This is a genomic window from Streptomyces sp. NPDC043853, from assembly GCF_056436025.1.
The window spans coordinates 158200-182844 of the sequence record NZ_JBWKDJ010000002.1; the positions used below are offsets into that span (position 1 = coordinate 158200).

Consider the following 24645-nt stretch of genomic DNA (forward strand, 5'->3'; position numbering starts at 1 on the left):
ACTCGTACGAGCAGCCGGTCGGACAGGCCCTAGGCGCTCTGCTCCGCGGCCAGTTCGCGCACCGCGTCGGCGAACGCGTCCCCGCGCCGGCCGTAGTTCGCGAACATGTCCATCGAGGCGCAGGCGGGTGCCAGCAGGACCGTGTCACCGGGCTCGGCGAGCCGGGCCGCTTCCCGGACCGCTGCGAGCATCGCCTCAGTGTCGGTCCGGTCGAGGTCGACGACCGGGACATCGGGGGCGTGTCGCGCCAGTGCGTCCCGGATCAGCGCCCGGTCGGCGCCGATCAGCACGGCTCCGCGGAGCTGCCCCGCCGACTTGCGGACCAGCTCGTCGAAGGTGGCGCCCTTCGCCAGACCCCCGGCGATCCAGACCACCGGCTCGTAGGCGGCCAGGGAGGCCTCGGCGGCATGGGTGTTGGTGGCCTTGGAGTCGTCGATGTACGTGACCCCGCCGACCTCGGCGACGTAGGCGATCCGGTGGGCGTCCGGGCAGAAGTTGCGCAGGCCGTCGCGGACGGCCTTGGGCTGCACGCCGAAGGCGCGGGCCAGGGCGGCCGCGGCGAGGGCGTTGGCGATGTTGTGCGGGGCGGGCCCGGGGGCTCCGGGGGCCGTCCCCCGGGAAGCCGCGGCGACGTCCGCGACCTCGGCGAGCTCCTGGGCGTTCTTCTGCCGGTTCTGCACGAAGGCCCGGTCGACCAGGACGCCGTCGACGACGCCGAGCATCGAGGGGCCGGGGGCGCCGAGGGTGAAGCCGATGGCCCGGCAGCCCTCGACCACGTCCGCTTCCTCGACCAGCTTCTCGGTGGCCGCGTCGGCCACGTTGTAGACGCAGGCGACGGTGTTGCCCTCGTAGATCCGGCCCTTGTCGGCGGCGTACGCCTCCATGGAGCCGTGCCAGTCGAGGTGGTCGGGGGCCAGGTTGAGCACGGCCCCGGAGTGGGCGCGCAGGCTGGGCGCCCAGTGCAGCTGGTAGCTGGACAGCTCCACGGCGAGGACGTCGTACGTCTCCTCGCCGAGCACCACGTCGATGATCGGCGTCCCGATGTTGCCCACGGCGGCGGTGCGCAGCCCGGCCGCCCGCAGGATCGAGGCGAGCATCTGGGTGGTGGTGGTCTTGCCGTTGGTGCCGGTGATGGCGAGCCATTCCGCCGGCCCGGCGGGGGCGGGCGGGGTCTGGCCAGCCCCGGCGTCGGGGGCGGCTGTGGCACCCGGTCCGGCCTGCGCCGCCGGGGCCGCCGCGGCGGCCTGGCGGGCCGCGCGGAGCGCCACGCCCGCCTCGCGCAGAAGCCAGGCGATCTCGACGTCGCCCACGACGTCCACGCCGGCCTTGGCGGCCTCCAGGAAGAGCGGGCTGTCCGGCTTCCAGCCGGGCGAGGTCACCACGAGCTCGGTGCCCTCGGGGAGGGTCTCCCCTGCCCTGGCGCCGTCGGCCAGGTGCCCGAGGCGGGTCCGGATGCCGAGCTCCGCGAGCTCCGCGGCGCGGGCCCGGTGGGCGTCGCCGTCGCCGTTGTCGACGACGGTGACCTCCGCGCCGAACCGGGCCAGGGCGCGGGCGGCGCTGATGCCGCTCACGCCGAGCCCGGCCACGGTGATGTTCCGCGGCAGGCCGTACCGGTCCCGCGCATCGGGGCCCAGCAGGGCCAGGTACTCCGCGTTGCTCACTTGTCCGCTGCCCATCCCGCGTAGAAGATGCCCAGACCCACGATGACGCACATGCCCTGGATGATCCAGAACCGCACCACCACGAGGACCTCGGACCACCCCTTGAGCTCGAAGTGGTGCTGGAGCGGGGCCATCCGGAAGACGCGCTTCCCGGTGAGGCGGAAGGAGCCCACCTGGATGACCACGGACAGGGTGATGAGCACGAAGAGGCCGCCCAGCAGCGCGAGCAGCAGCTCGGTGCGGGAGCAGATGGCCAGACCGGCCAGCGCGCCGCCGAGGGCCAGCGAGCCGGTGTCACCCATGAAGATCTTGGCCGGCGAGGTGTTCCACCACAGGAAGCCGAAGCAGGCGCCCATCAGGGCGGAGGCGACCACCGCGAGGTCCAGCGGGTCGCGGACCTCGAAGCAGGCGGCCGGGTTCATCAGGGTCTCCGCGTTGGCGCAGGACTCCTGGTACTGCCAGACACCGATGAAGGTGTAGGCGCCGAAGACCATCACCGAGGCACCGGTGGCCAGGCCGTCGAGGCCGTCGGTGAGGTTCACGCCGTTCGACATCGCCAGGATCATGAACAGCGCCCAGACCACGAACAGCACCGGTCCGATGGCCCAGCCGAAGTCGGTGACGAAGGAGATCTTGGTGGAGGCCGGGGCGAGCCCGCGCGAGTCCGAGAACTGCAGCGCGAGCACCGCGAAGGCGATGCCGACGATCAGCTGGCCGGCCATCTTCGCCTTGGCCCGCAGACCCAGCGAACGCTGCTTGACGATCTTGATGTAGTCGTCCAGGAAGCCGACGAGGCCCATGCCGGCCATCAGGAAGAGCACCAGCAGGCCGGAGAAGGTCGGCTCGCTGGAGGTGATCACCTTCGTCAGGGCGTACGCGGCCAGCGTCGCCAGGATGAAGGAGATGCCGCCCATGGTGGGCGTGCCCTTCTTGCCGGCGTGGCCGCGCGGGCCGTCGTCCCGGATGAACTGGCCGTAGCCCTTGCGGGCCAGCAGCTTGATCAGCAGCGGGGTGCCGACGATCGTGAGGAACATACCGATGACACCGGCGAACAGGATCTGCCTCATCGGTCGGCACCCTCGCCCTCAAGCAGCGCCTGTGCGATCCGCTCCAGGCCGATCGACCTGGATGCCTTCACCAGCACGACGTCCCCCGGGCGCAGTTCTCTGCGCAACAGGTCGACCGCCGCCTGCGCGTCGGACACGAGCACCGACTCCTCACCCCACGAACCCTCGTTATATGCGCCCAGTTGCAGCCAGGACGCTTCCCTGCCCCCGACTGCGACGAGCTTGCTCACGTTGAGCCGGACGACAAGCCGTCCGACCGCGTCGTGCTCGGCGAGCGACTCGTCACCGAGCTCGGCCATCGGGCCGAGCACCGCCCACGTGCGTCCCCCCCGCTGCTGGGCGGCGCTGCCCATAGCGGCCAGCGCGCGCAGTGCGGCCCGCATGGACTCGGGGTTCGCGTTGTAGGCGTCATTGACGACCGTCACGCCGTCGGCGCGCTCGGTGACCTCCATCCGCCAGCGGGAGAGCGTGCCCGCGCCGGAGAGCGCGGTGGCGATCTCCTCGGTGGACATGCCCAGCACATGGGCGACGGCGGCCGCGGCGAGCGCGTTCGACACGTGGTGCTCACCGTACAGCCGCAAGGTCACATCGCTGCACCCGGAGGGTGTGTGCAGTGTGAAGGAAGGCCGGCCACTGTCCGTCATCCGGACGTTCGTGGCCCGGACTTCGGCGTCCTCCGCCTCTCCGAAGAAGACCGTACGGGCCTTCGTACGGGCGGCCATGGCGCGCACCAGCAGGTCGTCCGCGTTGAGTACGGCGACGCCGCCCTCGGCCGCCGACGGGAGGGCTTCGACCAGCTCTCCCTTGGCCTGTGCGATGGCCTCGCGGCCGCCGAACTCGCCGATGTGGGCGGTGCCGACGTTGAGCACCACGCCGATCCGGGGCGGGGTCAGGCCGGTGAGGTAGGAGATGTGGCCGATGCCGCGGGCACCCATCTCCAGCACCAGGTGCCGGGTTTCCGGGGTGGCGCGGAGGGCCGTGACGGGCAGACCGATCTCGTTGTTGAGCGAGCCGGGCGTCCACACCGTGGGCGCGTGGTGCTGCAGCACCTGCGCGATGAGGTCCTTGGTGGAGGTCTTGCCGGCCGAGCCGGTCAGGGCCACCACGTCGGTGCCGAGCCGGGAGACGACGGCGCGGGCGAGGGCGCCCAGCGCCTCCTGTACGTCGGGGACGACGATCGCGGGGACCCCGACGGGCCGGGTCGCCAGGACGGCGGCGGCACCGGCGGCGACCGCGCGCTCGGCGTAGTCGTGACCGTCCACGCGCTCGCCGTTGAAGGCGGCGAACAGGCTGCCCTGTTCGACCTCCCGGGAGTCGTAGACCACGGATCCGGTGACCTGGACGGACGGATCCGGTATGTCGTGGAGCTGCCCGCCGGTGATGTCGGCGATCTCGGCGAGGGAGAGGGGGATCACTTATTTCACCTCGGCCTGTCGGGCCTGCTGGAGCGCGTCTTCTTCGGGCACGGCCTTGTCGGGCACGGCTTTTCCGGGAGCGGTCGCGATGGCGGCGCGGAGCACCTCGCGGTCGTCGAAGGGCCGCACCTCGCCGGCGGTTTCCTGGCCCTGCTCGTGGCCCTTGCCCGCGACGAGGACGGTGTCGCCGGGTTCGGCACGGGCGACCGCGGCGGCGATGGCGGCGGCCCGGTCGGCGTCGACCAGGACGGTGCCGCGCTCCTCCGCGGGGACGGAGACGGCGCCCTCGAACATCGCGGCGAGGATCTTCAGCGGGTCCTCGGAGCGCGGGTTGTCGGAGGTCAGCACGGCGGTGTCGGCGTAGCGGGCGGCGGCGGCGCCCATCGGGGCGCGCTTGGTGGTGTCGCGGTCGCCGCCGCAGCCGAGCACGATGTGCAGCTTGCCGGCGGTGACCTCGCGCAGGGCGCGCAGGACGGAGACCACGGCATCGGTCTTGTGGGCGTAGTCGACCACGGCGAGGTAAGCCTGGCCGGCGTCGACCCGCTCCAGGCGGCCGGGGACGCCGGGGACCGCGGCGATCCCGTCGGCGGCGGTCTGCGGGTCCACTCCGGCGACGGCCAGGGTGACGATCGCGGCGACGGTGTTGGCGACGTTGAACGGGCCGGGCAGCGGGGCGGTGGCGCTGATCCGCTGTCCTTCGGGGCCGATCAGGGTGAAGGTGGAGTCCATGTGGCGGGAGACCACGTCCTGGGCGCGCCAGTCCGCGGCCGGGTCCCCGGCCGCGGAGAAGGTGACCACGGGGATCGCGGACTCCTTGGCCAGCCGGCGGCCGTACTCGTCGTCGGTGTTGACCACGCCGAGGCGGGCCCGGGCCGGAGTGAACAGCCGGGCCTTGGCCTGGAAGTAGTCCTCCATGTCGGAGTGGAACTCCATGTGCTCCGGGCTGAGGTTGTTGAAGACGGCGACGTCGAAGACGCAGCCGTCGACCCGGCCGAGCATCAGGGCGTGGCTGGACACCTCCATGGCGAGCGCGTCGACACCGCGTTCCTTCATGACGGCGAAGAGCGCCTGGAGGTCGGTGGCCTCGGGGGTGGTGCGCTCGGACTTGATGCGCTCGTCGCCGATCCGCATCTCGACCGTGCCGACGAGGCCGGTACGGCGTCCGGCGCCGCGCAGGCCGCCCTCCACGAGGTACGCCGTGGTGGTCTTGCCGGACGTGCCGGTGATGCCGATCTGGAGGAGGGCCTCGCCGGGCCGTCCGTAGATCTCGGCGGCGAGCGCGCCCATCCGGCCGCGCGGGTCGTCGACGACCAGCACGGGCAGTCCGGTGGCGGCGGCGCGGTCGGCACCGGCCGGGTCGGTCAGGACCGCGGCGGCGCCCAGGGACGCGGCCTGGGCGGCGAAGTCGGCACCGTGCAGGCGGGCTCCGGCCAGGGCGGCGTAGAGGTCGCCGGGGCGGACCGCGCGCGAGTCGTGCGTGATGCCGGTGATCTGCGCGGCGGCTCCCGGTCCGGCCGGGGCGGCGGTGCCCAGCAGGGCGGCCAGTTCACCGAGCGGGGTCGGGCGGGCGGCCACGGGCCGGGGCGGTCCCGGCGGCGCTGCCGGGGCTTTCTGGGCGGTTCTGGGCTGATCAGCGTGGGGCACGGCGGTGAGCGTACCGGGCGCGGCGGGCCCGCCGGGAATTCGGGGGGCCGGGCCGCTCTGGTTCCCGGGGTTCGGGGTGATCGTTGTCACTGGGGGTGCCTCGCGCTTTTCTCGGTCGCAGGGGGTGCGGGTCACGGTCCGGGCTGGAAGGTGACCGGCAGCCCGGCGGGGGCGGTTCCGGTGGGGGCGACCTGGAGGGTCTTGAGGGCGAACTCCATCACGGTCTTGTAGATGGGGCCGCAGATCTGGCCACCGAAGTAGCTGCCCTTGGTCGGGTTCTGGATGGCGCAGTAGACGGTGATGCGGGGGTCGTCGGCGGGGGCGAAGCCGGCGAAGGAGGCGGTGTAGCCCTTGTAGCGGCCGGTGGCCGGATCCACTCGGTTGGAGGTGCCGGTCTTGCCGCCGACACGGTAGCCGGGGATGCGGGCCTTGGTGCCGGTGCCCTCCTGGTCGTCGACCACCGATTCGAGCATGGCGGCCAGGGTCTTGGCGGTCTCCTCGCTGACCACGCGGGTCTTCTCGGGTGCGGGGGCGGGGGTGAACCGGCCGTCGGGGCCCTTGTAGCCGCGGACCAGGGTCGGTTCGATGCGGACCCCGCCGTTGGCGATGGCGGAGTACACGGAGGCCGCCTGCATGGCGTTGAGGGACAGGCCCTGGCCGAAGGGGATCGTGTACTGCTGGGAGGTGGACCAGTCCTCCGGGTCGGCCAGGATGCCGCGGGACTCGCCCGGGTAGTCCAGGCCGGTGGGCCGGCCGATGCCGAACCGGGTCAGGTAGGAGTGGAGCACCTTGTTGGATTCGGCCTGGTTCCTGCCGAGCTGGCCGGTGGCGAGGATGGTGCCGATGTTGCTGGACTTGGCGAGGACCCCGTTGAGGGTCAAGTACCAGGTCGGGTGGTCGATGTCGTCCTTGAACAGCCGGTCGCCGCGGTGCAGCCGGTTGGGGACGGTGACGTGGGTGGTGGGGGTGGCCTTCTTCTCCTCCAGGACGGCGGCCATGGACATCACCTTGGCGGTGGAGCCGGGCTCGTAGACGTCCTGGAGGGCGGCGTTGCCCATGGCGGTGGAGCGTGCCTTGGTGAGGTCGTTGGGATCGAAGCCGGGGGCGTTGGCCATGGCCAGGACCTCGCCGGTGCGGGTGTCCTGGACGATGACGTAGCCGCGGTCCGCGCCCGAGTCCTGGACCTGCTTGGTGATGGCGCTCTGGGCGGCCCACTGGATGTCCCGGTCGATGGTCAGCTCGATGTCCTGGCCGGGCTCGGCGGGCTTCTCGCTGGATCCGGCGGTGGGCACGCGGCGGCCGCCGGACTGGGCGTAGGTGACCTCGCCGTCCTTGCCGGCCAGCCGCTTGTCGAGGGAGGACTCCAGGCCGCCGGCGCCGTGGCCCTCGGCGTTGACGTAGCCCAGTATCCCGGCGGCGAGGGTGCCGTTCGGGTAGATCCGCTTGCTGCTCTCCTCGTTGAAGATGCCGGCGAGGACGTTGGCGCCCGGGCCGTTGTTCTTCTTGTCGGCCGTCGCCTTGTCGGCGAAGACCCGCTTGAGGTCGCGGATCTGGTTCCAGACCTGGGGGGTCTGGCGGCGGGCGAGGACGACGTAGCGGGTGTTCCTGGTGCGGAGCCGGTCGGCGATCTCCCCGGCGTCCTTGCCCAGGATGGGCGCGAGGAGCGCGGCGGCCTGTTCCGGGGCGTCGGGGGCCTTGCTCTCCTCGGGCGTGAACATGGACGGGTCGGCGGTGATGTCGTACGCGTCCACGCTGGTGGCGAGGGCGACGCCCTTGCGGTCGGTGATGTCGCCGCGTTCGGCGGCCAGGGTGTAGCTGGCGTAGCGGTTCTTGGAGGCGACGGCGGAGAAGGTGGAGGCGTCGACGGCCTGGACCTGGAGCAGCCGGACCACGAAGGCGAGCATGACGAGGGTCAGGCCGATGCCGACCAGGCGGAGGCGGGGGCGGGGGCTGCCCAGCTTGATGGTGTGCGGGGCGCGGGGGGCGGTGGGGCGCCGTGTGGCGGGGCGGGTGGCCGGCCGGCCGGCGGGCCGGTTCCCGCCCTGCCGGCGCGGCCTCGCGGGTCCGGGGACCCGCTTGCGCGGCGGCTCCTGCGGGCTCATGCGGCGCCCTGCCGGCGTCCGCTGCGCGGGGCCATTTCCCCACCCCGCCCCTTCCCGAAACCGGAGCTCCGCCCCGGACCCCTCGCGGGGGCTCCGCCCCCGCGCCCGGTGCGTTCGAGCGCCGCTCGGGCCGGCTCTGCCAGGGGCGCGGGGAACTGCGCGACCAGCCACGACCGGTCCGCGGACCCGTCACGGCCGATCCGCCCTTCACCGGGGGGCCGGGGGCGGAGCCCACGGTTTCGGGATGGGGCGGGGTGGGGGTCATGCCCCGCAGGGCACACCACAGCTGCCGGGTGGGTCACGTCGTCACCGTCCGGTGGTCGGAGTGGACTGCGCGGGAGTGTCGGGAGTGGCGGGCGCGGAGCCCGCCGGCGTATCGGGTCCGGAACCGGCGGGCGCGGGCGGCTGCGCCGGGGTTCCGGGGGTGGAGCCCGAGGGGGCTTGGGAAGCCGGGCCCGCAGGGGCGGAGCCGGCCGGTGTGGCCGGGGCGGATGCCGGCGGCGGAGCGCTTTGCGCCGGGGTCGGGTTCCCCGCCGTCTTCCCGTCGGCGCCCAGGAAGACCGGGCTGCCGCCCGGGACCATGCCGAGCTCGCGGGCCCGCCGCTCCAGCGCGTCCGGCGCCGAGCGGGCGTCGACGTCGCGCTGCAGGGCCTGCTGTTCGTCGGTGAGGGCGGTGGTCTCCTTCTTCAGCCGGCTCAGCTGGAAGGAGCCCTGGTTGAGGGCCGAGTTCAGCAGCAGCAGGCTGATCAGGCCGCCGCCGAGGAGGACCACGACCAGCAGCACGAAGGGGGTGCGGGCGGCCTGCCCGGACGCCGCTCCCCCGCCGGGCCGCCCCGGGCCGGGCCGCGGCCGACGCGAGCCGAGCCGCGCCACCCGCAACCGCGTCGCCGTGGCCACCCTGTTCACAGGTGCGCCTCGCGGATCCGCTGGACCCCGCGCAGCCGGGCCGGCGCCGCGCGGCGGTTCTCCGCGACCTCCTCCTCCGTGGGCAGCTCCGCACCCCGGGTCAGGAGTTTCAGCTTGGGCTGGTACTTCTCCGGTACGACGGGCAGTCCGGGCGGCGCGGTGGACGCGGCGCCCGCCGCGAAGACCGTCTTGACCAGGCGGTCCTCCAGCGAGTGGTACGAGAGGACGGCGATCCGGCCGCCGACCGCGATCCGGTCCACCGCCGCCGGGATGGCCTTCTCCAGCCCGGACAGTTCGCTGTTGACTTCGATGCGCAGGGCCTGGAAGGTCCGCTTGGCGGGGTTGCCGCCGGTCCGCTTCGCCGCTTGCGGCAGTGCGTCGCGGATCAGTTCCACGAGGCGGGCGCTGTTCGAGAACGGCTCCTTCTCGCGGCCGCGCACGATCGCGGACACGATCCGCTTGGCCTGCTTCTCCTCGCCGTACTGGCGCAGGATCCGGACGAGCTCGCCCGGCGGGTAGGTGTTGAGCACCTCGGCGGCGCTGATGCCCGTCGTCTGGTCCATGCGCATGTCCAGCGGGGCGTCCTGCGCGTACGCGAACCCGCGGTCGGCCTCGTCGAGCTGCATGGAGGAGACGCCGAGGTCGAAGAGGATGCCCTGGACGGTGGGGATGCCCAGCCCGTCGAGGACCTCGGCCAGGTCTGCGTAGATCGCGTGGACGAGGGTGGCCCGGTCGCCGTAGGGGGCGAGCCGTTCACCGGAGAGCAGCAGGGCGTCCTTGTCGCGGTCCAGCCCGATCAGCCGTACGTCGGGGAACCGCTTGAGCATGGCCTCGCTGTGGCCGCCGAGCCCGAGGGTGCAGTCGACGACGACCGCGCCGGGCTTCTCCAGCGCCGGGGCCAGCATGTCCAGGCACCGCTTGAGCATGACCGGGACGTGTCGGGATTCGCTGGTCAATGCGCCCTCTCAGACAACGGCGCGGCAGGCGTATGCGTAGGCGTACGCACCGCGCACGCGGATTCTTTGTGGTGTACGGCCCTGCGGCCGCTCCGGCACGGCCGTGCTCCGGCCGGTTTCGCGTCACTTTAGTCCAACGGCGGACGCGGTCAACGAACCGGCCCGCGCCCGGTGTGCCCCGCCCCGATCGAACCCGCAAAAGCCGCGAATCACCCGTACGGCCAGATCCTCCACACCCCTGTGGGTTAGCTCACATCAAGGTTCGTTGACGTTCTTTGTCCAGCCTCACACAAGGCCCACCCCCGCGGTGACCACTAACGTCGTACACATGACGACTTCCGCACACCTCCCTGCCGACTCCGCCGCCGAGCCCCTCGCCGAGCGTGCCGGGGACACCGTCATCGACCGGCTGGTCGACCACAACCGCACCTACGCCGGCGCTTTCACCGACCCCGGCATGGACGCCAGTCCGGTCCTGCACGTGGCCGTGGTGGCCTGCATGGACGCCCGCCTCGACCTGCACGCCGCGCTCGGCCTGAAGCTCGGCGACTGCCACACCATCCGCAACGCCGGCGGCGTGGTCACCGATGACGTGATCCGGTCCCTCACCATCAGCCAGCGCGCCCTGGGCACCCGCAGCGTGATACTCATCCACCACACCGGCTGCGGCCTGGAGCGTCTGACCGAAGACTTCAGGCACGAGCTGGAGGACGAGGTCGGCCAGCGCCCGTCCTGGGCCGTGGAGGCCTTCCGGGACGTGGACAAGGACGTCCGCCAGTCCATGCAGCGGGTCCGCACCAACCCCTTCCTGCTGCACAAGGACGATGTGCGAGGCTTCGTCTTCGACGTGCACACCGGACTGCTTCGGGAGATCGACCCCGCTTCGTGAGTGACACGGGGCGGGGCGGGCGTCAAGAATGCGGGATGAACGCCGTCCGGACGCGCGTCCGTGCACCCGTCCGTGCGCGCGCCTGCGCACCGGACCGGCGTCCGCACTTTTGATCGTTTTTGCGTGTTTGGGGTGGAGAACCAGGTGACGACCTACGACGACCGTGCCAGCCTCGCCGACCTGACCAGCACCGCGGAGCGGGTGCGCAGGTCGGTGGAGAGCGTGATCGAGGGAAAGCCCGAGATCGTACGGATCGCGCTGACCGTCCTGCTCGCCGAGGGCCACCTGCTGATCGAGGACGTCCCCGGCGTCGGCAAGACGATGCTGGCGAAGTCCCTCGCGAAGTCGATCGACTGCACGGTGCAGCGCATCCAGTTCACCCCGGACCTGCTGCCCTCCGACATCACCGGCGTCAGCATCTACGACCAGCAGCGCCGGGAGTTCGAGTTCAAGCCGGGCGCGATCTTCGCGCAGATCGTGATCGGCGACGAGATCAACCGGGCCTCCCCCAAGACCCAGTCCGCGCTGCTGGAGTCGATGGAGGAACGCCAGGTCACCATCGACGGGAAGAGCTACGAGCTGCCCTCCCCGTTCATGGTCGTCGCCACCCAGAACCCGGTGGAGATGGAAGGCACCTACCCCCTCCCCGAGGCCCAGCGCGACCGCTTCATGGCCCGGGTCTCCGTCGGCTACCCCAGCCCGGCCGCCGAGCTCCGGATGCTCGACGTGCACGGCGCGGTGAACCCGCTCGACGACCTCACCGCCGTGGCCCACGCCCACGACGTCACCAAGCTGATCGAGGCGGTCCGCGAGGTGTACGTCGCCGAGCCCGTCCGGCGCTACGTCGTCGAGCTGGTCTCCGCCACCCGCAGCCACCAGGACCTGCGCCTGGGCGCCTCGCCGCGCGCCACCCTGCACCTGCTGCGCGCCGCGAAGGCCTCCGCCGCCCTGTCCGGCCGCGACTACGTGCTCCCCGACGACGTACAGGCGCTGGCCGCCCCGGTCCTCGCCCACCGGCTGCTGCCCACCGCGCAGGCCCAGCTGAACCGGCGCACCGCCGAGCACGTCGTCGCCGACATCCTCCAGCGCACCCCGGTGCCCGCCGCGCACGCGGGCGGCCAGCCCCAGCCGGGCGTCCGGGGCTACTGATGACCACCGGTACCCCCGGCGGTGCCGGCGGGGAGAGCGCCGGACTGCGCGCGGCCCTGTCCGGGCTCACCACCCGGGGCCGCTCCTTCCTGGCCGCCGGCGTCGCCGCGGCCGTGTGCGCCTTCGTCCTCGGCCAGACCGCGCTGCTCCAGGTCGGCCTGCTGATCACGGCGCTGCCGCTGATCTGCGTGTACGCCCTGCACCGCACCCGCTACCGGGTCTCCGGCAGCCGTCGGCTGACCCCGATGCGGGTCCCCGCCGGTGCCGAGGCCCGGGTGCAGCTGCGCATGGACAACGTGTCCCGGCTGCCCACCGGCCTGCTGATGCTGCAGGACCGGGTGCCCTACGTGCTGGGGCCCCGCCCCCGCTTCGTGCTGGACCGGGTGGAGCCCGGCGGCCGCCGCGAGGTGTCCTACCGGGTCCGCTCGGACCTGCGCGGCCGCTACCCGCTCGGCCCGCTGCAACTGCGCCTGGCCGACCCGTTCGGCCTGGTCGAGCTGACCCGCTCGTTCAGCACCTACGACACGCTGACCGTGATACCCCGCACCGAGGCGCTGCCCCCGGTGAAGCTGGCCGGCGAGTCGAGTGGCTACGGCGAGGGCAACCAGCGCTCGCTGGCCCTGGCCGGCGAGGACGACGTGATCCCGCGCGGCTACCGGTACGGCGACGACCTGCGCCGCGTCCACTGGCGTTCCACGGCCCGCTACGGCGAGCTGATGGTGCGCCGCGAGGAGCAGCCGCAGCGCGCCCGTGCCACCGTCCTGCTGGACACCCGGTCGAACGCCTTCGACGGCGGCGGTCCCGACTCGGCCTTCGAGTGGGCGGTCTCCGCGGCCGCCTCCACCCTGCTCCACCTGCTGGAGCGGGGATTCTCCGTACGGCTGCTGACGGACACCGGGGACATGGTGCCCGGGGAGGGCGGCGGCGGGTTCTCGGCGGGCGGTGGCGAGTCCGCCGAGGCCGCCGGGCTGATGCTGGACACCCTGGCCGTCGTCGGGCACTCCGACGGCGGCGGTCTGGCGCGGGCGTACGAGGCGCTCCGCGGCGGGCAGGAGGGGCTGCTGATCGCCTTCCTCGGCGGCCTGGACGAGGAACAGGCCGGGCTGGTCGCGAGGATGCGGCAGCGTGGCGGCGGTGCGGTGGCCTTCGTGCTGGACCCCGCGGCCTGGACCGGCCAGGCCGGGCGGAACGCCGCGAGCCCGGCGGCGGAGCGGCTGGGCCGGCTCCGCGAGGCGGGCTGGACGGTCCTGCCGGTGCCACCGGGCACCGGCTTCGGTGACATGTGGCGGCAGGCCGGGGCGGGCGCCCCGGTCGTGGCCTCGGGGCCGGCGGCCGCCACGGGGACTTCGGGTGGGGGCCGGTCATGAGCGGCATGGCGAGACTGACGCTGTTCGCCTGGCTGGCGACGCTGCTGACGGCGGTGTCGCTGTCGCCCCTGGTGGACTCTCAGGGCTGGCTGCTCCAGGCGGGCTGGCTGCTGGCGGTGCAGAGCGGGGTCGGCGCGCTGGGCCGGCGGGTGCCGCTGGCGCGCCCGCTGACGGTCGGCGCGCAGGTGCTGGTCTCGCTGCTGCTGCTGGTCCTGCTGTTCGCCGGCCAGGGCCGCTCGGTGGCCGCCTCCGACGGGATCGGCACGCAGCTGCTGACCGGGCTGGGCTCGCTCTTCCAGGAGGGCGTCGCCGACGTCGGTGAGTACGCCATACCGGCGCCGCAGACCGACGGCATCCGGCTGATGCTGGTCTCCGGGGTGCTGCTGATCGGGCTGCTGGTCGACCTGCTCGCGGTGACCTTCCGGACCGCCGCGGCCTCCGGGCTGCCGCTGCTCGCGCTGTACTCGGTGGCCGCCGGGCTGTCCGGCGGCGACGGCTGGCTGCTGTTCGTGCTGGCCGGCTGCGGCTACCTGATGCTGCTGCTGGCGGAGAGCCGGGACCGGCTGGCCCAGTGGGGCCGCGTCTTCGGCGGCACGCCCGGCGGGGGCGCCTCCCGGGCGGGGCACGCGGTCGCGCCGCTGCGCACCGGCCGGCGGATCGGGGCGGTGGCGGTGCTGGTCGCGCTGGGCGCGGCGTACGTGCTGCCCACGCCGACCGGCGGACTGCTGGGCGAGAACGGCCCGGGCGGTGCCGCGGGCGGCGGCAGCGGTGCCGGGGGCGGGACGATCTCGGCGGTGAACCCGCTGGTGGCCCTGCAGTCCAGCCTGAACACCCAGGACGACCGGGTGGTGCTGCGGTACCGCACGGACGCCCGGCAGGCCGACCAGTACCTGCGGATCGTCTCCCTGGACGAGTTCGACGGGACCGAGTGGAAGTCCTCCGGGCGCAGCCTGACCGAGGTGCCGGGCCGGTTCCCGCAGCCCCCGGGGCTGAGCAGCCAGGTGCGGCTGAGCGGCACCGAGGTGCGGACCAGCGTCTCGGCGGCCCAGGACTACGTGCAGCGGTACGTGCCGATGCCGTACCCGGCGACCCAGGTGGAGATCGAGGGGCGCTGGCGGTTCGAGCAGGTCGGCCGGACCGTGATCGGCGACGACCTGGGCAAGAACAAGAAGCAGACCGTGCAGGGCGCGCAGTACACGGTGACGAGTCTGCTGCTGCGGCCCACCGCCCGGCAGCTGTCGGCGGCGCCGAAGCCGTCCGCGGAGTTCCTGCAGGAATTCACCCGGCTGCCGGACAACCTGCCGCCGGTGGTGGGCGAGACGGCCCGGCAGGTCACCCGCGGGGCGCGGGACGACTACGCCAGGGCGCTGAAGCTGCAGAACTGGTTCGCGCTGAAGGAGCAGGGCGGCTTCACGTACAACACGAAGACCTCCTCGGGTTCCGGCGCGAACGCCATCGCCCGGTTCCTGAAGGACAAGGAGGGCTTCTGCGTCCACTTCTCCTTCTCGATGGCGGCGATGGCGCGGTCGCTGGGCATTCCGGCCCGGGTCGCGGTCGGCTTCACCCCGGGCACCTCGCTGTCGGACGGCAGCATGCAGGTGACCATGAAGGACGCGCACGCCTGGCCGGAGCTGTACTTCGAGGGTGTGGGCTGGACCCGGTTCGAGCCGACCCCGACCCGGGGCACGGCGCCGGACTACACCCGGCCCGAGGTCCCGGCCGCGCAGCCCTCGGCGCCTGCCCCGCTGCCCTCGACGAGCGCGAGCGCCCCGGCGCCGGCCCCGTCGAAGAGCGCCGACAGCTGCCCGCCGGAGCTGAAGCGGCTCGGCGACTGCGACTCCGCGGCGGCGCCGGTCACCGGTGGGGACGACGAGGACTTCCCGTGGGGTCCGGTCCTCGGGTTCACCGGGCTGGGCCTGGCCGTGCTCGCGCTGCCGCTGCTGCCGCTGCTGTGGCGGAGCCGGGTGCGGGCGCGCCGGCTGGCGACCGGGAACCCGCTGACCGCCTGGCGGGAGCTGGGTGACGCCGCGTGGGACGTGGGCATCGCCCCGGACGGAGCGCTGTCCCCGCGCCGGGCGGCCGCCCGGGTCGTGGAGCTGGGCGGGCTGGATCCGGTGGCCGCGGCCTCGGTGCACCGGGTCGCCTCGTCGGTGGAGCGGGCGCTGTACGCGAAACCGGGTGCGGCCGCCGGATACCCGGAGCTGGCCTCGGACGTGCTGCTGGTACGGGGCGGGCTGCTGGCCGGGGCGGGCCGGGGCGCCCGGCTGCGCGGGCTGCTGCTGCCGCGGTCGGCGGCGCGGATCGGCTGGGCGGTGTCCGCCCGCTGGTCTGCCCTGTCCGGTCGGGTGGCGGAGGGTCTGGCCCGGTTCGGCGCGGCCCTTCCCTTGCCGAAGCGGCTGAAGCGCGGCTGACGGACGGCGGGTGGCCGGCGGGCGGGCGGCGCCCGCGGCCGGGTGCCCGCGCCGCGCGGCCCGCTCGCGCCGCCCGGCCGGGCGCACGCGAAAACGCCGGTGCGGCAGGACCCGTTCCCCCTGGGTCCTGCCGCACCGGCGTTCCGCTTTCCGGGCCCCCGTACTCCCCTGGCTCCCCCGTACCTCTCCCGGATTGGCCGAGGGTACCGGTCCCGCTCCGCAGCCCCGTGTCGGCGGTGCGGGACCGGTACCCCTGTCCATGGCTTCCAGTCTGCTGTTTCCGCAGATGGGAGCCCATCCGTACGCATACTCATCTCTGCGTCTAGGTACGGATACCTAGGTGACGGACACCCAGTTGTACGCGGTGGGGGCCGCGGGCGGCACCGCCGACCGGGGGTCAGCCGGGTTTTCCCGGCCCCCGGACGGCTTCCGTTTCCGCGTCAGCCTCCGCTCACCCGTCCGCGCAGCAGCAGCGAGAGAGCGGAGTGGACGTCGTCCAGGGACCGCTCCCGCTGGAAGGACTGCCAGTCCAGCGCGGCCACCAGCACCATGCCGACCAGGGCGGCGGCGGTGAGCGGGACGTCGATCTCGGCGCTGAGCTCGCCGCGCTCCACGCCCTCGCGCAGCACGCCCTCGACCACGGCCACCGCTTCCTGACGGACCACCATGAGGGTGGACTGCCAGGCGCGGTTGGTGCGCCAGAGCTCGGCCACGTACATCTGGGTGAAGGACGGGTAGCGTTCGATGAAGACCAGGCCGGCGCGGATCATCGCGTCGAGCGCCTCGACCCGGCTGCCGCCGCGCGCCTCGGTCTCCTCGGCCGCCGTCCGCAGCGAGGCGGTGAGCAGGCCGACCCCGTGCCGCAGCAGCTCTTCGAAGAGCTCCGTCTTGCTGGCGAAGTTGTAGTAGACGGTGCCCTTCGCGACGCCCGCGCGTTCGGCGATCTCGTCGACCGTGGTGGCCGAGAATCCCTGTTCGGCGATGAGGGTGACGGCCGCTTCGTAGAGCTTCTGGCGGGTCGCCTGCCGGCGCGTGCTGGTGCTGCTTTCCATGGCGCTGATTGTCACAGGTGTCACCGGTCCCTACAGGCTGAGTTCAGGGTGCAGACGGTCCATGGTCCAGACCTGCTTGCCGCGGGCGGCGAGCGCGGTGAGGGCCAGTGCGCCGAGGGTGAAGGCCAGCAGCACCGCGGAGCCCTGCCAGACCGGGGTGAGGTCACCTCCGGTGATGAGCCGGCGCAGGCTCTCCACCACATAGGACATGGGCAGGTACGGGTGGATGGCGCTGAAGAAGCCGGGGCTGGTCTGCACCGGGTAGGTGCCGCCCGCCGAGGTCAGCTGGAGCATCAGCACGACGAGCACCAGGATCCGGCCGGCCGCGCCGAACTTGGCGTTGAGCCACTGCACCATCGCCGCGAAGCAGGCGGTGACCAGGGCGAGGAAGCCGATGGTCGCGGCCGGGTGGGCCATCTCCAGGCCGAGGCCGAAGTGGAGCACGGACATCAGCAGGGCGACCTGGAGCACTCCGAGGGAGGCCACGGGCAGCCAGCCGGCCAGGGCGATCCGCCAGGCGGGGGCGCCTGCGGCGAGTGCCCGCCGGTTGAGCGGGGTGATCAGCATGTACGCGACCATCGCGCCGACCCAGAGGGACAGCGGGATGAAGTACGGGGCGAAGCCGGTGCCGTAGTTGGGCGCCTTGTGCAGGGACTCGGCGGCGAGCCGGACCGGGTCGGCCATGACCTCGGTGCGGGCGTCGCGCTGCTGCTCGTCGTAGTCGGGGATCTGGCCGACGCCCGCGTGCAGGCCGGAGGCGAGTTCGCCGGAGCCGTCGACCAGCTTGAAGATGCCGCCGTCCAGGCTGTGCGCGCCGTCGCCGAGCTTGCCCACGCCGGTGTCGATCTTCGCGGAGCCCTTGCCGGCGGAGGTGATGCCGGTGTGCAGCTTGTCCATGGCGACGGCGACCTTGTGGGCGCCGGTGTTGAGGGCGTTGACCTTGGCGACGGCGGCGTCGAGGTCGGCGGAGAGGCCGGGGGCCTTCCGCACCACCTCGCGCGCCTTGTCCTCCAGGTCGGTCAGCTGCTTCTTGAGCGTGGCGAGGTCGCCCTTGGAGGTCTTGACGACGGTGTTGAGGTCGCCTGCGAGTTCGGCGGCCTCGGCGGCGTCGTTCTTGAGCCGCTTCATCGTCGGGCAGGTGGCGGGCGCCGGCTTGGGGCCCTTGACGCAGGTCTTGGTGTAGACGGTCTCGGAGTCCTGGGACATCCGCTTGGTGAGGGTGGCGACGGCCGGGGCGTGCTTGGCGAAGTCGTCGAGGTGGCCGCGGACGATCCGGGCGGAGTCGGCGACGAGCTCGGCCTGGGCGGCCAGGTTCTTCGGGTCCTTCAGGAAGGGGCGGGCCTTGGCGGCGGCCCCGTTGACCTTGTCGGCGAGGACCTGGGTGCCGGAGGCGATGTCCTTGGTGCCGGTCTCCAGCTGTCCGGCGGCGGAATCAAGGGTCTTCAGACCGCTCGTCAGCTCGCCGGTCTTCTCCTTGGCGGTGTCCAGGCCGTCGGCCAGGTCCTTGGCGCCCTGCTTGGCCTTGACGGTGCCGTCCTTGAGGCGGGTGGCGCCGTCGGCCGCCTCGGCGGTCTTGTCGTGCAGGTCGGAGAAGGAGATGAAGATCTTGTCGAGGAAGTCGCGGGAGGCCTTGCTGGAGGCGGCCGCGCGGACCTCGGAGAACACGGTCTTCGAGATGGAGCCCACGACGTAGTTGTTGGCGTCGTTGGTCCGCACCTGGAGGGCGCCCGTGGTCGGGTCCTCGCCGGAGCTGGAGGCGATCCGCTCGCTGAAGTCGGCGGGCATGGTGAGGGTCAGGTAGTACGTCCCGTCCTCCAGGCCCTTCGCCGCCTCCTCCGCGCCGACCTCCTTCCAGCCGAAGATCTTCCTGTCCTTGAGCTTCCGGGCGATCTCGTCGCCCGCGTCGATGCGCTTGCCGTCGACGGTGGTGCCGCGGTCGGCGTTGACGAGGGCGACGGGCACCTTGTCGAGCCGGCTGTAGGGGTCCCAGAAGGAGCAGAGGTAGAGGGCGCCGTAGAGGAGGGGGAGCAGCAGCAGCGAGACCAGCGCGGCACGCGGCAGCTTGCCGCGGCCGAAGCGCTTGAGCTCAAGCGCGGCGAGCTTCGGCGAGCGCATCGGCTGCCTCCTTCGTCGTGTCGTGGGTGTCGGCCTTCTCGGCCGGCTCGGGGCCGGCCTTCGGATCGGGCTGGACCGCGCCCCGGGCGGCGGCCTCGGGGGCGGCAGCCTCGGCGGCCGCCTCGGGAGCGGCCTCGGGAGCGGCCTCGGGGGCCGGGCTGCCGGCCTTGGCGGCCGGCTTCTCGGCCGTTCCGGCGTCGGCCGGGGGCTCGGCCCCGGGGGCGGTGCGTCCGGCGGCCGGCTTGCCGGTGGGCTTCGGGACCGACCCGGCGGACGCCTTGGCGTCGGCCGGGGCCGGCTGCGCGGCCGGGCCGGTGGAGCCCCCCGGCTCCACCGACTCGGCCGCGGGTCCGGAGGCCGGGACGGACCGCGGTCCGTCCGCGGGACCGGCATCCGCGGCGGGTACGGCACCCGTGACCGGGGCCGTGCCGGGCCGGGCGGCGGAACCGCCCGGCTCCGCCGCCGTCGGCTTCCCGGTGGCCGCCGCCCGGGACCTGGTGCGCCTGCCGGACCGGGCGGTCCCGGATCCGGCGGGGGCGAAAGCCGCCGAAGCGGGCGCGGCCGGGGCGGAACCGGCCTCGGCGGGAGCCGTGGTGCCGGTCCGCACGACGACCGCGTCGGCCGGGGCTTCGCTGCAGACCGCGAGGACGGTGGTGCCCTCCCCGGCCAGGCCCCGCAGCAGGTCCCAGGCCTCGGCGCGCTCGGCGTCGGAGAGCTTGAGGTCGGCGTCGTCGACGGCGATCAGCCCGGGGTCGCCCAGCAGGGCGATGGCCAGGGAGAGGCGGAACCCCTCCAGCCGCTCCAGGTCGCGCACCGAGGTCCGCATCCCCTTCGGCAGGGACTCGACGTCCAGGCCGACGGCCGCGACCGCCGCGTCGATGCGGGCGGCGGTGGCGGCGGCGCGGACCCGCGGGGAGCGGAGCAGCGCCCGGACCGGCCCGCCGTAGCGGCGCCGCAGCAGCGCGCCCTCGCGCAGCTGCTCGGCGACGGTCAGGGCGGGGTCGAGCTCGTTGACGCCGGTCACGGGGCCGAGCGCGGTGTTCCGGCGGACCGCGGCCAAATGCTTGGGCAGGTCGTGGCCGCCGACCCGGGCGTGGCCCTCCGTCGCCTTCATCCGGCCGGTGAGCGAAAGCAGCAGACAGGTGCGGCCGCTGCCGGACGGTCCCTCCACGGCGATGAGCGAGCCGGGCGCAGCGTCGATGCCGACGCCCCGGAACACCCAGCCCCGCGGCCCCTTCAGGCCGAAGTCCTCGGCCTTGACGGCCGCGCCCCGCGGGCTGTCCACAGCCCTCCCCTTTCTTTTGAACTGACTGGTCAGTTCAAAAACTAGCATCCTTCGTAGCCGGGCCCGAACCGCAGGGCGGGTTCCGCCGTGAAACACGGGAAAAGCGCAGGTCAGCGCAATTGTCAGTGGGTGCCTTCACGATGGGGACAGAGAAGGAACCGGCAGTACCCCTTGAGCAGTACGCACTGACAGGAGGTTCGTCATGGCCACACCGTCCCCGTCCCCTGTCCACCCGGTCCCGCGGAGGTCGGCCGCCCCGCCGGCCGCACTCGACCTGCTCGCCAAGGCCCGCCGCGGCCTGGACGAGGCCGCCCTGCTCCCCGTCCCCAACGAGCGCTACGCCACCGCCCACCTCGCCGCGCTGCGCACCGCCGCCGCCGTGCTGGCCGCCCGCGGCCGCCCGGAGCCGGTGAATCCCCGCCGCCGGCCCCGGATCCGCAGCGCCTGGGAGGTGCTGCCGGAGATAGCACCGGAACTGACCGAGTGGAGCGCCCTGTTCGCCTCCGGAGCCGCCCGCCGGGCCCGGGCCGAGGCGGGCATACCGGGCGCCGCCGGCGACCGGGACGCGGACGACCTGCTGCGCGCGGCCGGGATGTTCCTGCGCCTGGTCGAGCGGATGCTGGCACTGCATCCGACACTGCCGCAGCCACGCCCCGACGCGGGATGACCGGCCCGGCGACGGAAGGCAATAGGGTGTGGAGAAGCCGCACGTCCACCCCTTCCGCGCCGAGGAGCCACACGTCGTGTCCGACAATTCCCGTCCCCGCGCCTCCCTCCGTACCGCCGTGGTGTGGGAGGTCCTCAAGGACGCCCTCGACCGCCGGGTGAAGGCGACCGGACGGGACGTGCTGGACGTGCTCGACACCGGCGGCGGCACCGGCAAGTTCGCGGTCCCGGTGGCCCACCTCGGCCACCGGGTCACCGTGGTCGACCCGAGCCCGAACGCCCTGTTCGGGCTGGAGCGCCGGGTCGCCGAGGCCGGCGTCGCCGACCTGGTGCGCGGGGTCCAGGGCGATGCCCAGGGCCTGCTGGACGTCGTCGAGCAGGGCTCGTACGACGTGGTGCTCTGCCACGGCGTCCTGGAGTACGTGGACGACCCGGCCGAGGGGGTGGCCAACGCCGTCGCCGCGCTGCGTCCCGGCGGCACCCTGAGCCTGCTCGCCGCGGGCCTCGGCGGGGCCGTGCTGGCCCGCGCCCTGGCCGGGCACTTCACCGAGGCCCGGACCGCCCTCACCGACCCCGCCGGCCGCTGGGGCGCCGGCGATCCGGTGCCGCGCCGGTTCACCGCGGACCAGCTCGCCGAGCTGGTCGGCGGCGCCGGCCTGGAGGTCGGCGCGGTGCACGGCGTCCGGGTCTTCGCGGACCTGGTGCCGGGGGTCCTCGTGGACACCGAGCCGGGCGCCGTCGAGGCCCTCCTCAAGCTGGAGGAGGCGGCCGCCGAGCTGCCCGCCTTCCACGCGGTCGCCACCCAGCTGCACGTCCTGGGCGAGAAGCAGGCCTGAGCTGCGGCGGCGCCGCCCGGCGGCCGCCCGCGCGACCCCGTCGCACGGCCGGTCACACCCCCATCACCGCGAGGTGATGCAGTCCTGCGCAAGCCCTCCGTTTCAGCCACCGGACCCGTATGATCGGGGCAACGCCGTCCGGTGTGGTGGAGTTGCCGTTGGGGAACAATGGCCTCACCGGCCCACCCGCCCGACGGTACGGTTGGCCGCAGTGCTGATGTCGGCAGTGCTTGTCGTTGAAGCACTGCTCTGTTCTCGAAAAGCGTGGCCTTGAAAAGCGTGGCGTCGAGGGGCGGGTTTCACGGGGGCGATTCCCTGCCTATCCTGAAGGGGACCCCGGTCGCTCCCCCCGCGACCGACGGATGAGGAGGACTCCCGTGCCGCTCTCGGAGCACGAGCAGCGAATGCTCGAGCAGATGGAGCGAGCGCTGTACGCCGAAGATCCCAAGTTCGCGACAGCGCTTGAGGGAAGCGGGCTGCGTACGTACACCCGGCGACGGGTCTACCAGGCGGTCGCAGGCTTCCTGGTGGGTATCGCGCTCCTCATGACCGGAATGGTCGCGCAGGGAAATCTGATCTGGATCAGCGTGGTGGGTTTCCTCGTCATGCTGGGCTGCGCGGTCCTCGCGGTCACCGGATGGCGCAAGGCACCCAAACCCGGCGAGCAGCCCGTCTCCGGCAGTGCCGGCGGCTCGGGCCGCGGCCACAACCGGCAGCGCCGGTCGATGATGAACCGCATCGAACAGCGGTGGCAGCGTCGCCGCGACGAACAGCAAGGACACTGACGCTCTTGTGACGAGGGGTGGCCGCCCGGGGCGGCCACCCCTCGCGCGCACCGGCCTGTCCCCCGGCCCGATGAGGGCTTCCTGGGGCATGCTGGCCGGATGAGTGTGCTCCCTCTGGTGTTCACCAGCGGCTGGGCCAGCGGGATCAACGCGTACGCCGTGGTCCTCCTGCTCGGCCTGTTCGGCCGGGCCGGGCTCACCGACGAGGTCCCCGCCTCCCTCCAGCGCACCGACGTCCTCGTCGCCGCCGGCGTGCTCTTCCTCTGCGATTCCGTCGCCGACAAGATCCCGCTGGTGGACTCCCTCTGGGACACCGTCCACACCGTGATCCGCCCGCTCGCCGGCGCCGTGATCGGCGCCCTGCTCGCCGGGCAGAGCGGCTCGCTCTCCGATCTCGCGGCCGGGGCGGTGGGCGGGACCACCGCACTGGCCAGCCATCTGGTCAAGGCCGGCACCAGAATGGCGATCAACACCTCCCCGGAGCCGTTCAGCAACATCGCCATGAGCACCGCCGAGGACCTGGGGGTCGCCGGGATCGTCACCTTCGCCATGTTCAACCCCGAGGCGGCCGCGGTGATCGCCGGCGTGCTGCTGCTGGCCGGCCTGATCGTGCTCGTCTACCTGTGGTCCCGGATCCGCCGCTTCCTGCGCCGCCGCGCCCAGCGCCGCGAGGAACGGCGCCTGGCCCGCCCGGAGCGACCGGGATCCGCGGCGCGCACGGACCCGGCGGCCCGGGGCGGTCCCCCCGGCGCCCCCTCCGACCGGACCACCGCGCCGCCCCGCTGAGCAGGGCCGATAAGGTCGGCCGCATGGCACGAATTGCGGTGATCGGCGCCGGGATGGGCGCGATGGCGACGGCGGCCCGGCTGGCCGTGGCAGGCCACCGGGTGACGGTGTACGAACGCTCGGCGACCTACGGCGGAGCGGTCGGACACCACGAACGGGACGGGTTCTCCTTCGACACCGGCCCCGGCCTGCTGCACCTGCCCGCCGTCTACCGCGACCTGTTCGTCAAGACCGGCAAGCGGAGCCTGGAACAGTGCGTGGACACCGTCCAGATCGACCCGCAGGTCTGCCACGTGCTGCCCGACGGCACCGCGGTCACCCTGCCGGGCGCCTCCCGGGGCGGCGTGGCCGCCGCCCTCGACGAGGCGTTCGGAGCCGGCGCCGGGGACCGCTGGAACGCCCTCCTGGGCCGGGCCCGGGACGCCTGGGAGCGGACCCGCCGCCCCCTGCTGGAAGAACCACTGTGGACCGACTGGCAGGTCCTCGGCCGGGACCCCTATCCCGCGCTCCGCAAGTCCGGCCTGCTGCGCCGCCGCCCGCCCACCCTGGCCGAGGCCGCCGAGCGGGAACTCGGCGGCCACCTGGCCGCCCTCCCGCAGGGCGCGGTGCTCGCGCACGGCCTCACCCCGCACACCGCCCCCGCGGCCGCGGCGGTGATCCCGTACATGGAGCAGACCTTCGGCAGCTGGTACGTGCGCGGTGGCATGCGCGCCCTGGCCACCGCCGTGTACGAGCGCTGCCGGGAACGGAAGGTGGAGTTCGTCTTCGGGGCCGAGGTGCGGGAGGTCCTGACCCGGGACGGCCGGGCCTGCGGCCTGCTGCTCGCCGACGGCACCCGGACCGGGTGCGACACCGTGGTCAGCGCCGTCGACCCGCGCCGGTTCCTGGCCCCCGCCCTCCCCGGCGGCCTGCCCTGGTCCGGTGACCGGGCGGAGGACGCCGCGGTCCGGCCGCGGGCCGGAATGCCCAGCCGGTTCACCCTGTTCCTCGCCCTGCGCGGGGGACGCCCGGGCGGCACCCCGCACCGGACCGTGGTCCACTCCCCCGACGCGGCGGCGGAGGGCCGCGCGGTGTCCGCGGGGGCCCACGCCGAACGGCCCACCGTCACCGTGCTGCGCCCCGACGACCCCTCGCAGGTGCCCGACGCCGGCCACGAGGCCGTCACCCTGACCGCCGTGTGCGCCCCGCAGGGCGTGCTGGACTGGGCGGATCCGGCCCTGGTCGCCCGCTACACCGAGGATCTGCTGGAGGCCGCCGGGCGGGCCGTCCCGGACCTCCGCGAGCGACTGCTGTGGCACGAGGCCCGGACCCCGCTGGACGTCGAGGCCGCGACCGGGGCGGTGGGCGGCTCGGTGCCGGCCCCGGCCCTCGCCGGCGCCGGGGGCCGGATGCTGTACCCGGCCAACGCCACCGCCCTTCCCGGGCTCTACCTGGCCGGCGGGTGGGCGCACCCGGGCGGCGGGCTGGCGCACGCCGGGATGACCGGCGCGCTGGTGGCCGGGCTGATCGTGGAGGGCGCGGACTTCCGCGGCTCCCAATAGCCGGCCCCGGCA

Annotated in this window: 18 protein-coding genes and 1 pseudogene; 9 read left to right on the plus strand and 10 right to left on the minus strand. The window is 73.6% G+C overall.

What is annotated here, in order from left to right:
• Positions 1-29: 29 nt before the first annotated feature.
• The 7 genes from murD to rsmH form a co-directional block, all read right to left on the minus strand.
• The gene (murD, locus tag AC067U_RS05990; protein ID WP_478828428.1) at positions 30-1676 is read right to left on the minus strand and encodes a UDP-N-acetylmuramoyl-L-alanine--D-glutamate ligase; all 1647 of its coding nucleotides are present in this window, start codon (positions 1674-1676) and stop codon (positions 30-32) included.
• Entirely contained in the window at positions 1658-2728 is a 1071-nt protein-coding gene (gene mraY / locus AC067U_RS05995) for a phospho-N-acetylmuramoyl-pentapeptide-transferase (RefSeq protein ID WP_478828429.1), read from the minus strand. Before mraY ends, murD begins: the two co-directional genes overlap by 19 nt.
• Positions 2725-4143 (minus strand): UDP-N-acetylmuramoyl-tripeptide--D-alanyl-D-alanine ligase, encoded by a 1419-nt coding sequence (locus AC067U_RS06000; RefSeq protein ID WP_478828430.1) that lies wholly within the window; start codon positions 4141-4143, stop codon positions 2725-2727. Before AC067U_RS06000 ends, mraY begins: the two co-directional genes overlap by 4 nt.
• Positions 4144-5877: a UDP-N-acetylmuramoyl-L-alanyl-D-glutamate--2,6-diaminopimelate ligase gene (locus tag AC067U_RS06005; protein ID WP_478828431.1), complete on the minus strand. Its 1734-nt coding sequence runs from the start codon at positions 5875-5877 to the stop codon at positions 4144-4146. It abuts the gene before it with no gap.
• A gap of 41 nt (positions 5878-5918) precedes the next feature.
• Positions 5919-7889 carry a peptidoglycan D,D-transpeptidase FtsI family protein gene (locus tag AC067U_RS06010; RefSeq protein WP_478828432.1) on the minus strand — a complete coding sequence of 657 codons (1971 nt, stop codon included), beginning with the start codon at positions 7887-7889 and terminating at the stop codon, positions 5919-5921.
• A 306-nt stretch (positions 7890-8195) separates the two neighbouring features.
• Entirely contained in the window at positions 8196-8795 is a 600-nt protein-coding gene (gene ftsL, locus AC067U_RS06015) for a cell division protein FtsL (protein WP_478828433.1), read from the minus strand.
• Positions 8792-9721 carry a 16S rRNA (cytosine(1402)-N(4))-methyltransferase RsmH gene (rsmH, locus tag AC067U_RS06020; RefSeq protein WP_478828915.1) on the minus strand — a complete coding sequence of 310 codons (930 nt, stop codon included), beginning with the start codon at positions 9719-9721 and terminating at the stop codon, positions 8792-8794. The genes ftsL and rsmH overlap by 4 nt, the downstream gene beginning before the upstream one ends.
• A gap of 358 nt (positions 9722-10079) precedes the next feature.
• Here rsmH and AC067U_RS06025 point away from each other — a divergent pair, with 358 nt between their 5' ends.
• From AC067U_RS06025 to AC067U_RS06040, 4 genes are all read left to right on the plus strand, one after another.
• Complete coding sequence (locus tag AC067U_RS06025; protein WP_478828434.1) at positions 10080-10640, plus strand: beta-class carbonic anhydrase; 561 nt, start codon at positions 10080-10082, stop codon at positions 10638-10640.
• A 144-nt stretch (positions 10641-10784) separates the two neighbouring features.
• Positions 10785-11789, plus strand: coding sequence for an AAA family ATPase (locus tag AC067U_RS06030; RefSeq protein WP_478828435.1), 1005 nt, complete (start codon positions 10785-10787; stop codon positions 11787-11789).
• Positions 11789-13156: a DUF58 domain-containing protein gene (locus tag AC067U_RS06035; protein ID WP_478828436.1), complete on the plus strand. Its 1368-nt coding sequence runs from the start codon at positions 11789-11791 to the stop codon at positions 13154-13156. Before AC067U_RS06030 ends, AC067U_RS06035 begins: the two co-directional genes overlap by 1 nt.
• On the plus strand, positions 13153-15567 hold the full coding sequence (locus tag AC067U_RS06040; protein ID WP_478828437.1) for a transglutaminase TgpA family protein: 2415 nt from the start codon (positions 13153-13155) through the stop codon (positions 15565-15567). Before AC067U_RS06035 ends, AC067U_RS06040 begins: the two co-directional genes overlap by 4 nt.
• A 440-nt stretch (positions 15568-16007) precedes the next feature.
• Here AC067U_RS06040 and AC067U_RS06045 read toward each other — a convergent pair whose 3' ends face one another.
• The 3 genes and pseudogenes from AC067U_RS06045 to AC067U_RS06055 form a co-directional block, all read right to left on the minus strand.
• Positions 16008-16619, minus strand: coding sequence for a TetR/AcrR family transcriptional regulator (locus tag AC067U_RS06045; RefSeq protein WP_478828438.1), 612 nt, complete (start codon positions 16617-16619; stop codon positions 16008-16010).
• Positions 16620-16649: 30 nt separating this feature from the next.
• Positions 16650-18734 (minus strand): YhgE/Pip family protein, encoded by a 2085-nt coding sequence (locus tag AC067U_RS06050; protein ID WP_478828439.1) that lies wholly within the window; start codon positions 18732-18734, stop codon positions 16650-16652.
• 526 nt (positions 18735-19260) lie between these two features.
• A pseudogene (locus AC067U_RS06055) lies at positions 19261-20019 on the minus strand (ATP-binding cassette domain-containing protein); the annotation flags it as partial.
• Positions 20020-20221: 202 nt separating this feature from the next.
• Here AC067U_RS06055 and AC067U_RS06060 point away from each other — a divergent pair.
• The 5 genes from AC067U_RS06060 to AC067U_RS06080 all read left to right on the plus strand — a co-directional run bounded on the left by AC067U_RS06060 (position 20222) and on the right by AC067U_RS06080 (position 24633).
• Positions 20222-20686 (plus strand): SAV_6107 family HEPN domain-containing protein, encoded by a 465-nt coding sequence (locus tag AC067U_RS06060; RefSeq protein ID WP_478828440.1) that lies wholly within the window; start codon positions 20222-20224, stop codon positions 20684-20686.
• A gap of 76 nt (positions 20687-20762) precedes the next feature.
• Positions 20763-21521, plus strand: a complete 759-nt coding sequence (locus AC067U_RS06065; RefSeq protein WP_478828441.1) for a methyltransferase domain-containing protein — start codon at positions 20763-20765, stop codon at positions 21519-21521.
• Positions 21522-21898: 377 nt separating this feature from the next.
• Positions 21899-22306, plus strand: coding sequence for a DUF3040 domain-containing protein (locus AC067U_RS06070; protein WP_365109966.1), 408 nt, complete (start codon positions 21899-21901; stop codon positions 22304-22306).
• A 99-nt stretch (positions 22307-22405) separates the two neighbouring features.
• The gene (locus AC067U_RS06075; RefSeq protein WP_478828442.1) at positions 22406-23092 is read left to right on the plus strand and encodes a DUF4126 domain-containing protein; all 687 of its coding nucleotides are present in this window, start codon (positions 22406-22408) and stop codon (positions 23090-23092) included.
• Positions 23093-23115: 23 nt separating this feature from the next.
• Positions 23116-24633, plus strand: coding sequence for a phytoene desaturase family protein (locus AC067U_RS06080; protein WP_478828443.1), 1518 nt, complete (start codon positions 23116-23118; stop codon positions 24631-24633).
• The last annotated feature ends 12 nt before the right edge of the window (positions 24634-24645 follow it).

What these genes read in the sequence shown, in the direction of transcription:
- murD (WP_478828428.1), bottom strand. Translation starts at nt 1,676, where the DNA reads ATGGGCAGCGGACAAGTGAGCAACGCGGAGTACCTGGCCCTGCTGGGC.
- mraY (WP_478828429.1), bottom strand. Translation starts at nt 2,728, where the DNA reads ATGAGGCAGATCCTGTTCGCCGGTGTCATCGGTATGTTCCTCACGATC.
- AC067U_RS06010 (WP_478828432.1), bottom strand. Translation starts at nt 7,889, where the DNA reads ATGAGCCCGCAGGAGCCGCCGCGCAAGCGGGTCCCCGGACCCGCGAGG.
- rsmH (WP_478828915.1), bottom strand. Translation starts at nt 9,721, where the DNA reads ATGCTCAAGCGGTGCCTGGACATGCTGGCCCCGGCGCTGGAGAAGCCC.
- AC067U_RS06025 (WP_478828434.1), top strand. Translation starts at nt 10,080, where the DNA reads ATGACGACTTCCGCACACCTCCCTGCCGACTCCGCCGCCGAGCCCCTC.
- AC067U_RS06035 (WP_478828436.1), top strand. Translation starts at nt 11,789, where the DNA reads ATGACCACCGGTACCCCCGGCGGTGCCGGCGGGGAGAGCGCCGGACTG.
- AC067U_RS06040 (WP_478828437.1), top strand. Translation starts at nt 13,153, where the DNA reads ATGAGCGGCATGGCGAGACTGACGCTGTTCGCCTGGCTGGCGACGCTG.
- AC067U_RS06045 (WP_478828438.1), bottom strand. Translation starts at nt 16,619, where the DNA reads ATGGAAAGCAGCACCAGCACGCGCCGGCAGGCGACCCGCCAGAAGCTC.
- AC067U_RS06050 (WP_478828439.1), bottom strand. Translation starts at nt 18,734, where the DNA reads ATGCGCTCGCCGAAGCTCGCCGCGCTTGAGCTCAAGCGCTTCGGCCGC.
- AC067U_RS06060 (WP_478828440.1), top strand. Translation starts at nt 20,222, where the DNA reads ATGGCCACACCGTCCCCGTCCCCTGTCCACCCGGTCCCGCGGAGGTCG.
- AC067U_RS06075 (WP_478828442.1), top strand. Translation starts at nt 22,406, where the DNA reads ATGAGTGTGCTCCCTCTGGTGTTCACCAGCGGCTGGGCCAGCGGGATC.
- AC067U_RS06080 (WP_478828443.1), top strand. Translation starts at nt 23,116, where the DNA reads ATGGCACGAATTGCGGTGATCGGCGCCGGGATGGGCGCGATGGCGACG.